Source organism: Streptomyces longispororuber (genome assembly GCF_024448165.1).
GTDB lineage: Bacteria > Actinomycetota > Actinomycetes > Streptomycetales > Streptomycetaceae > Streptomyces > Streptomyces longispororuber_A.
On sequence record NZ_JAMOLN010000303.1, the window covers coordinates 1 to 9,223 of the forward strand.

The 9,223-nt window shown below is 70.9% G+C and carries 5 protein-coding genes; 4 read left to right on the forward strand and 1 reads right to left on the reverse strand.

Going from position 1 to position 9,223, the window contains the following annotated elements; all coding sequences use genetic code 11:
• Positions 1 to 434: 434 nt before the first annotated feature.
• Positions 435 to 1,001, reverse strand: a complete 567-nt coding sequence (locus M4J07_RS44485) for a DJ-1/PfpI family protein (RefSeq protein WP_255982427.1) — start codon at positions 999 to 1,001, stop codon at positions 435 to 437.
• A gap of 425 nt (positions 1,002 to 1,426) precedes the next feature.
• On the opposite strand from M4J07_RS44485, the gene M4J07_RS44490 reads away from it, so the two are divergent.
• The 4 genes from M4J07_RS44490 to M4J07_RS44505 all read left to right on the forward strand — a co-directional run.
• Complete coding sequence (locus M4J07_RS44490) at positions 1,427 to 6,358, forward strand: NAD-glutamate dehydrogenase (RefSeq protein WP_255982429.1); 4,932 nt, start codon at positions 1,427 to 1,429, stop codon at positions 6,356 to 6,358.
• Between the two features lie 198 nt (positions 6,359 to 6,556).
• Positions 6,557 to 7,357: a polyprenol monophosphomannose synthase gene (locus M4J07_RS44495; protein ID WP_255982432.1), complete on the forward strand. Its 801-nt coding sequence runs from the start codon at positions 6,557 to 6,559 to the stop codon at positions 7,355 to 7,357.
• Positions 7,354 to 7,818, forward strand: a complete 465-nt coding sequence (locus tag M4J07_RS44500; RefSeq protein WP_255982434.1) for a GtrA family protein — start codon at positions 7,354 to 7,356, stop codon at positions 7,816 to 7,818. Before M4J07_RS44495 ends, M4J07_RS44500 begins: the two co-directional genes overlap by 4 nt.
• On the forward strand, positions 7,802 to 9,223 hold a 1,422-nt coding region (locus tag M4J07_RS44505; protein WP_255982436.1), incomplete at its 3' end, for a hypothetical protein. The genes M4J07_RS44500 and M4J07_RS44505, both read left to right, overlap by 17 nt.

The following is a 9,223-nucleotide window of genomic DNA, read 5'->3' on the forward strand; positions in this document are numbered from 1 at the left end:
CCGCTTCCTCCCGGAGGAACGCGACACAACGACAGCTTCCCGGCGGGCCGACGCCCATGTGGAGCACATCCTGGCGAAGCTGGGGGTGGGCTCGCGGACCGAGGTGCGGGCCGTGGCCGGGGTGGCCGTCCCCACCGGTGACTGACCGGTCCTAGGTATACGGAGCCGTCACCCCGCCGTACCAATGCGTATACCGGTCTCCCGGAATACCGATGTCACGGGCGTCGGCCCGCCGGGAAGCTGTCGTTGTGTCGCGTTCCTCCGGGAGGAAGCGGTGCGGCGGAGCGTCGGGCAGTAATGGTCAACTCCCCACGGCTGTCGTGGCAACGGCCCTCCGTCGTGACGCCCGGGGGACGGCACTCGGGTGGCTGCCCTCGTCGGCGGGGCAGCCACCGCCGCTCGGCACAACAGCCCGCCCGGACCCCGCGGGCTGTTCAGGAGGCCGGTGCCTTCGCCCGCAGCACCGTGAGGAACTCCCGCATCCACGCCGAGTGGTCCGGCCAGGCCCGGGACGAGACCAGTGTGCCGTCGACCACCGCCTCCGCGTCCTGGAAGGTGGCACCGGCCGCCTGCATGTCGGGTTCGAGCGCCGGGTACGCCGTCACGCGCCGGCCCCGCAGCCCGTCCACGGACGCCGTCAGGAGCGGTCCGTGACAGATCTGCGCGATGGGTTTGTCGGTGTCGAAGAAGGCCTTGACGATCTTGCGGAGCTCGCCGTCGCCGCGCAGGTACTCGGGGGCCCGGCCGCCCGGGATCACCAGAGCGGCGTACTGGCCCGGATCGACTTCCGCGAAGGCCAGATCGGCCGGCCAGGTGTAGCCGGGCTTCTCCGTGTACGTGTCGAAGCCGGGCTCGAAGTCATGGACCACGAAGCGGAGCTTCTTGCGGGTGGGGGCCGCGATGTCGACCTCGTAGCCCTCCTCGCGCAGCCGCTGGTAGGGGTAGAGCACCTCCAGGGACTCCGCCGCGTCGCCGGTCACGATCAGGATCTTGGGTGCCATGGGTCGCACGCTCCCCTCGCTGATGGGCCTGCGCCCAACCTGCCGCCGTGCCGGGATCCTGACAAGAGGGCGCGGTTCTGTGCAGAGTGTCAAAGTTCGACCCCCAGTTTTGTACACATACGGCTCATGACGACTCCCGGGCGGAGAGCGATAGCCTGGACCCGTGATCAGCGCGATATCTCGCGGGGGCATCGTCGCCCCCTGCCCGCGCCGGGAGCTCACGGACCGCCACAGCGGACGTGCCCGGCGCTCAGACGCTGATCGTTTCCGGCGGATGGCCAGTACGTTGAAAATGGCGCATTCCCGTCCGCTCTTCTCCCATCCCGGCATAACGTCGTCGCAGACCGGAGACCCCGCGTCGCGGCGTTACGTCGAACCACTTTTTTCTACGTCACGCAACGGCGCGCGACAGGAGCCAGAGGACAATGCAGACCAAGCTGGACGAAGCCAAGGCCGAGCTGCTCGCACGGGCCGCCCGGGTAGCTGAGAACAGCCCGGTAGGGGGGCACCTACCGACTGGGGCGACGGACGAGGGCACTCCCGACCGGGACACCGTGCTCGCGTTCCTCCAGCGCTACTACCTGCACACTGCACCGGAGGACCTGAGCGACCGTGACCCGGTCGACGTCTTCGGAGCGGCGTACTCGCACTACCGACTCGCCGAGAACCGTCCGCAGGGCACCGCGAACGTCAGGGTCCACACGCCGACCGTCGAGGAGAACGGCTGGACCTGCAGCCACTCCGTCGTCGAGGTCGTCACCGACGACATGCCGTTCCTCGTGGACTCCGTCACGAACGAGCTGTCCCGGCAGGGGCGCGGCATCCACGTCGTCATCCACCCGCAGGTCCTCGTCCGCCGCGACGTCGCGGGCAAGCTCCTGGAGGTGCTCCCCGCGGGCGCGTCCACCGACGCCCACGACGTGGTCACCGAGTCGTGGATCCACGTCGAGACGGACCGCGAGACCGACCGCGCCGACCTCAAGCAGATCACCGCGGACCTGCTGCGCGTCCTGTCCGACGTGCGCGAGTGCGTCGAGGACTGGGAGAAGATGCGCGACTCCGCGCTGCGCATCGCGGACGAGCTGCCCAGCGAGCCGACCGCCGACGACCTGCGCGACCAGGAGGTCGAGGAGGCCCGCGAGCTGCTGCGCTGGCTGTCCGCCGACCACTTCACGTTCCTGGGCTTCCGCGAGTACACGCTCACCGACGACGACTCGCTCGCCGCGGTGCCCGGCACCGGCCTCGGCATCCTGCGCTCCGACCCGCACCACGAGGCCGACGAGCACCACCCGGTCTCGCCGTCCTTCAACCGGCTGCCCGCCGACGCCCGCGCCAAGGCCCGTGAGCACCGGCTGCTCGTCCTGACGAAGGCCAACAGCCGCGCCACCGTGCACCGCCCCAGCTACCTCGACTACGTCGGCGTGAAGAAGTTCGACGCCGAGGGCAACGTCATCGGCGAGCGGCGCTTCCTGGGTCTCTTCTCCTCCGCCGCGTACACCGAGAGCGTGCGCCGCGTCCCCGTCATCCGCCGCAAGGTCGCCGAGGTCCTCAAGGGCGCGGGCTTCTCGCCCAACAGCCACGACGGCCGCGACCTGCTGCAGATCCTGGAGACGTACCCGCGCGACGAGCTCTTCCAGACGCCCGTCGACGAGCTGCGCTCCATCGTCACCTCCGTCCTGTACCTCCAGGAGCGCCGCCGGCTGCGGCTCTACCTGCGCAAGGACGAGTACGGCCGCTACTACTCGGCCCTCGTCTACCTGCCGCGCGACCGCTACACGACGGGCGTCCGGCTGCGGATCATCGACATCCTGAAGGAGGAGCTCGGCGGCACCAGCGTCGACTTCACCGCCTGGAACACCGAGTCGATCCTGTCCCGGCTGCACTTCGTCGTCCGGGTCCCCCCGGGCACCGAGCTGCCGCAGCTGTCCGACGCCGACAAGGACCGCATCGAGGCCCGGCTGGTCGAGGCCGCCCGCTCCTGGGCCGACGGCTTCGGCGAGGCGCTGAACGCCGAGTGCGGCGAGGAGCGCGCCGCCGAGCTGCTGCGCCGCTACGGCCAGGCGTTCCCCGAGGGCTACAAGGCGGACCACTCGCCGCGGGCCGCCGTCGCCGACCTGGTCCACCTGGAGCAGCTCACCCACGGCGCCAAGGACTTCGCGCTCTCCCTGTACGAGCCGGTGGGCGCGGCCCCCGGCGAGCGCCGCTTCAAGATCTACCGGACCGGTGCGCCCGTCTCCCTGTCCGCCGTCCTGCCGGTGCTGCAGCGGCTCGGCGTCGAGGTCACCGACGAGCGCCCGTACGAGCTGCGCTGCGCGGACCGGACGACCGCGTGGATCTACGACTTCGGCCTGCGCATGCCGAAGCCGGCGAACGGCAGCGGTGACGAGCTGGGTGCCGACGGCCGCGAGCGGTTCCAGGAGGCGTTCGCCGCGACCTGGACCGGTCTCGCCGAGAACGACGGCTTCAACGCCCTCGTGCTGGGCGCCGGACTGAACTGGCGGCAGGCGATGGTGCTGCGCGCGTACGCCAAGTACCTGCGCCAGGCCGGTTCCACGTTCAGCCAGGACTACATGGAGGACACCCTCCGGACGAACGTGCACACCACGCGGCTGCTGGTGTCGCTGTTCGAGGCGCGGATGTCCCCGGACCGGCAGCGCGCCGGCACCGAGCTGACCGACGGGCTGCTCGAAGAGCTCGACGGGGCGCTCGACCAGGTCGCCTCGCTCGACGAGGACCGGATCCTGCGGTCCTTCCTGACCGTCATCAAGGCGACCCTGCGCACGAACTTCTTCCAGGAGGCGGGGGGCGGCAAGCCGCACACGTACGTCTCCATGAAGCTCGACCCGCAGGCCATCCCCGACCTGCCCGAGCCGCGGCCCGCCTACGAGATCTGGGTGTACTCGCCGCGCGTCGAGGGCGTCCACCTGCGCTTCGGCAAGGTGGCCCGCGGTGGTCTGCGCTGGTCCGACCGGCGCGAGGACTTCCGTACCGAGATCCTCGGTCTGGTGAAGGCGCAGATGGTGAAGAACACCGTCATCGTGCCGGTGGGCGCGAAGGGCGGCTTCGTCGCCAAGCAGCTGCCCGACCCGTCGGTGGACCGGGACGCCTGGATGGCCGAGGGCGTCGCCTCGTACAAGACCTTCATCTCGGCGCTGCTCGACATCACCGACAACCTGGTGGCCGGTGAGGTCGTGCCGCCCGCCGACGTCGTGCGGCACGACGAGGACGACACGTACCTCGTCGTCGCGGCCGACAAGGGCACGGCGTCCTTCTCCGACATCGCCAACGGGGTCGCCGAGTCGTACAACTTCTGGCTCGGGGACGCCTTCGCGTCGGGCGGCTCGGCCGGCTACGACCACAAGGGCATGGGCATCACCGCGCGCGGCGCCTGGGAGTCCGTCAAGCGGCACTTCCGCGAGCTGGGCGTCGACACGCAGTCCGAGGACTTCACGGTCGTCGGTGTCGGCGACATGAGCGGTGACGTGTTCGGCAACGGCATGCTGCTGTCCGAGCACATCCGCCTGGTCGCCGCCTTCGACCACCGGCACATCTTCATCGACCCGAAGCCGAACGCGGAGACCTCGTACGCCGAGCGCCGCCGCATGTTCGAGCTGCCGCGCTCCAGCTGGGCCGAGTACAACAAGGAGCTGATCTCCGCGGGCGGCGGCGTCTTCCCGCGCTCCGCCAAGGCGATCCAGCTCAACGCCCACATCCGCGAGGCCCTCGGCATCGAGTCCGGCCAGGCCAAGATGACCCCGGCCGAACTGATGAAGGCCATCCTCCAGGCCCCGGTCGACCTGCTGTGGAACGGCGGCATCGGCACGTACGTGAAGTCGTCCGCCGAGTCGAACGCGGACGTCGGCGACAAGGCCAACGACGCCATCCGCGTCGACGGCCAGGACGTCCGCGCCAAGGTCATCGGCGAGGGCGGCAACCTCGGCGCGACCCAGCTGGGCCGCATCGAGTTCGCCCGCACCGGCGGCAAGGTCAACACGGACGCCATCGACAACAGCGCGGGCGTGAACACGTCCGACGTCGAGGTCAACATCAAGATCCTGCTCAACGGCCTGGTCTCCGACGGGGACATGACCGTCAAGCAGCGCAACAAGCTGCTCGCCGCGATGACCGACGAGGTCGGGCACCTGGTGCTGCGCAACAACTACGCGCAGAACACCGCCCTCGGCAACGCCGAGGCGCAGTCCGCGTCGCTGCTCCACGCCCACCAGCGGTTCATGCGCCGGCTGGGCAAGCAGGGGCACCTCGACCGGTCCCTGGAGTTCCTGCCGAACGACCGGCAGATCAAGGAACTCCTCAACACCGGCCGCGGCCTGAGCCAGCCGGAGCTGGCCGTCCTCCTCGCGTACACGAAGATCACGGCCGCCGACGAGCTGATCACGACGTCGCTGCCGGACGACCCGTACCTGCGCCGGCTGCTGCACGCCTACTTCCCGCAGGCGCTGCGCGACAAGTACCTCGACGCGATCGACGCGCACGCGCTGCGTCGCGAGATCATCACGACGGTGCTCGTCAACGACACGGTGAACACGGGCGGTTCGACCTTCCTGCACCGCCTCCGCGAGGAGACCGGTGCGTCGCTGGAGGAGATCGTGCGGGCGCAGCTCGCCGCGCGCGAGATCTTCGGCCTGAGCGAGGTGTGGGACGCGGTCGAGGCGCTCGACAATGTCGTCGCCGCCGATGTCCAGACCCGGATCCGGCTGCACTCGCGGCGGCTCGTCGAGCGCGGTACCAGGTGGCTGCTGAACAACCGGCCGCAGCCGCTGCAGCTGGCCGAGACGATCGACTTCTTCAAGGAGGGCGTCGCCGAGGTCTGGGCGGCCCTGCCGAAGATGCTGCGCGGCGCGGACGCCGAGTGGTACCAGTCGATCCTCGACGAGCTGACCGGCGCCGGGGTGCCGGAGGAGCTGGCCGAGCGGGTCGCCGGGTTCTCGTCGGCGTTCCCGACGCTGGACATCGTGCAGATCGGCGACCGGATGGGCAAGGGCGCGCTGGCCGTCGCCGAGGTCTACTACGACCTCGCCGACCGGCTCTCCATCACGCAGCTGATGGACCGCATCATCGAGCTCCCGCGGGCCGACCGCTGGCAGTCGATGGCGCGTGCGTCGATCCGCGAGGACCTGTACGCGGCGCACGCCGCGCTCACCGCCGACGTGCTGGCGGCGGGCAACGGCACGTCGTCGCCGGAGCAGCGGTTCAAGGCGTGGGAGGAGAAGAACGCGCCGATCCTGGGCCGTGCGCGCACGACGCTGGAGGAGATCCAGGGCTCGGACGCCTTCGACCTGGCGAACCTGTCGGTGGCCATGCGGACGATGCGCACGCTGTTGCGCACGCACTCGTAACGCGACAGCACCGAACACGAGGGTGCCCCGGGCCGCACGGCCCGGGGCACCCTCGTGCTGTCAGGCAACCCGGACCGTCCTCCTGCCGTCTGCCCAGATGGACCACGGCGTGCCACGCCCCCGCCGAGCGCCCTATGCCTCGAAATAGGGCATTACGTCTAAAGTGGACCCGATTGTCTGACAGATCAGGGAGAGTCGATGCCGTCGAAGCCGGATGCGAAGCCGGACACGAAGCCGACGAGCCGCGCGGTCGCACTGCCGGACGACTGGGCCGCGACCCCGCTCACCGTCGTCATGCCGACGTACAACGAGGCGGGCAACCTGCCGGGCATGGCGGAGGCGCTCATGGCGCTGCCCCTGCCAGGACTCCGGCTGCTCGTCGTCGACGACTCCAGCCCCGACGGCACCGGCGACATCGCCGAGGAGTACGTGAGCCGCTTCGGCGGCGAGCGGATGGCCGTGCTGCACCGGGCGGGCAAGGAGGGGCTGGGCCGCGCGTACGCGGCGGGCATGACGCGGGCCATCACGGACGGCGCCCGCTACGTGCTGCAGATGGACGCCGACGGCAGCCACCCGGTCGCCCGGGTCCCCGAGATGCTGGGCGTCGCCCTCGCCACGGGCGCGGGCGTCACCATCGGCAGCCGCTACGTCGAGGGCGGCACCCTGTCCGACGCGTGGGGCGCCCACCGGAGACTGCTCTCCCGCTGGGCGAACGCCTACGCGGGCACCATCCTCGGCACCCGCGTCCGCGACATCACCGGCGGCTTCAACCTGTGGCGCGAGGACGCGCTGCGCGCCATCGACCTGGCCTCCGTCGACAGCGCCGGATACAGCTTCCAGGTCGAGATGAAGTACCGCGCCGTGCGCCGCGGTTACGGAATCATGGAGGTGCCGATCCACTTCGAGGACCGCACCGTCGGCGAGTCGAAGATGAACCTGATGGTGCAGCTGGAGTCGGTCGCCATGCCGTGGAAGCTGCGCGCGAGGTCGCGCCGGTGACCGCGACGACGTACGCGCCACCGCGCCCGGCGCTCGTGGTCCGGCTGCGCCGGCTCTCCTACGAGCTCGTCAAGTTCTGCGTGGTCGGCGGCAGCGGTGTCCTCGTCAACCTGCTCGTCTTCAACCTCCTTCTGCACGGCCTGGGTTCGGGCCCGATGGCGGCGACCGTCCTCGCGAGCTGCGTCGCCATGGGCACCAACTACCTGGGCTTCCGCTTCTTCGCCTACCGCGACCGCGCCGCCCGCACCCGCCGCCAGATCCTGCTGTTCTTCGTCTTCAGCGGCCTCGGCGTGCTGATGGAGAGCGTGCTGTTCTCCGCGGGCTACCACGGCGCCGGCATGACCGGCCCGCTCGCCTCGAACGCGGCCAAGGCCCTGTCGATCCTGCTGGCCTCCGGGTTCCGCTTCCTCGTCTACCGGACGTGGGTGTTCCAGCATCAGCACCATGCGCGGCACCGCTAGGACAGGCCCTGGCGCGGCGACCCGGTCCGCCGCGGTCCTGGTCCTCGTCCTGCTGGTGGGCGTCGTCGTGCGCCTGCCGTGGGCCGGGGACCTCGGCATGCACGCCGCCACCATCGAGCGGCTGCGGCACGATCTGCTCGACCCCGGCGATCCGCTCGTTGCCGCCGACGCCCCCAGCCCGTACTACACGCCCTGGACCCTGCTGCTCGGCTGCGTCGCGAAGGTGACCGGGCTCGGGGTGTTCATGGTGCTGCGGATCGCGGCGCTGGTGTCGCTGGGCGTGCTGGTGACGGGCGTGTGGGCGTTCGTCGGCACGTTCCTCGACCGGGCGGCGGACCGGTGGCGGCACGCCACCGTCGTCTCGCTCGTGCTGCTCTGCCTCGTCCTGCTGTGGGGGACGCTGCTGTTCAACTGGAGCGGCTTCCTCGGCCTCAACTCCCTTGCGCTGACCGTCTCCTACCCCAGCACGTTCGCGCTCGGCGCCGCCTTCTGGCTGTGGGCGCTGCTGCGCCGGGCCGGCACCTGGTGGCACTTCGTCGGTGCCGGGGTGCTGTGGGCGGTGATCCTGCTCAGCCACCAGTTCACCGGGGTCGTCGCCTCGCTCGGCGCCCTCGCGATGGTGCTCGGGGCGCGGCCGTGGCCGGCCCGCGCGGACTGGCTGCGGCTCGCCGCGGGGCTCGCGGTGGGTGTGCTGCTGCTGGTCTGCTGGCCGTACTACCGGTTCTTCGCCCTGTTCGGCGTCGGCGGTCTGGAGGGCATCCACCGCTCGCTGTACCGGGATCTCGTCGCCCGGTTCTGGCTGGCCGGGCTCGTGGGCGGCGCCGCGCTCGTGCTGCGGTGGCGGCGCGACCGGCGGGACCCGCTGGTGCTGTTCTGCCTGTTCGGGTGCGTGGTGTTCGCGGCGGGCGGGGTCAGCGGGCACTGGTCGTGGGGGCGGGTGCTGCCCGCCGTGCTGATTCCGGCGCAGGTCGCGGCAGGCCTCGAAGTCTTCTGTGCGCCGCGCCCCGCGGTGCGGGCCGCGTTCGGCTGGGTCGTCGCCGTGGCGCTGGTGGTGGGGGCGTGGGCGCAGTCGGGGACGCTCGGGTACGTGCTGCCGCGGTCGGTCCTGCCGCCGCCCGTCGCCGCCAACTACCGGGAGCCGTGGCCCGGTTACCAGTGGATCACGCCGTGGGTGAAGTACGGGGACGTGGTGCTGGCCAGGACGTTCCCGGCCCGGCAGATCCCGGCGTACGGGCCGTACACGGTGGCGCCCGGCTACCCGGACCTCTTCCTGGGGGACGAGGGCGCCCGGGACGCGGCGGTGCGCACGTACTTCGCGGCGGGGTCCTCACGGGCCGAGCGGGTCGAGGTGCTGCGGCGGTACGGGGTGAAGTGGGTCGTGGCGTACCCGGGGGACGGGGGCCTG

Excerpts from the sequence above, each read along its gene's own strand:
- M4J07_RS44490 (WP_255982429.1), top strand. The coding sequence starts at position 1,427 with ATGCAGACCAAGCTGGACGAAGCCAAGGCCGAGCTGCTCGCACGGGCC.
- M4J07_RS44495 (WP_255982432.1), top strand. The coding sequence starts at position 6,557 with ATGCCGTCGAAGCCGGATGCGAAGCCGGACACGAAGCCGACGAGCCGC.
- M4J07_RS44485 (WP_255982427.1), bottom strand. The coding sequence starts at position 1,001 with ATGGCACCCAAGATCCTGATCGTGACCGGCGACGCGGCGGAGTCCCTG.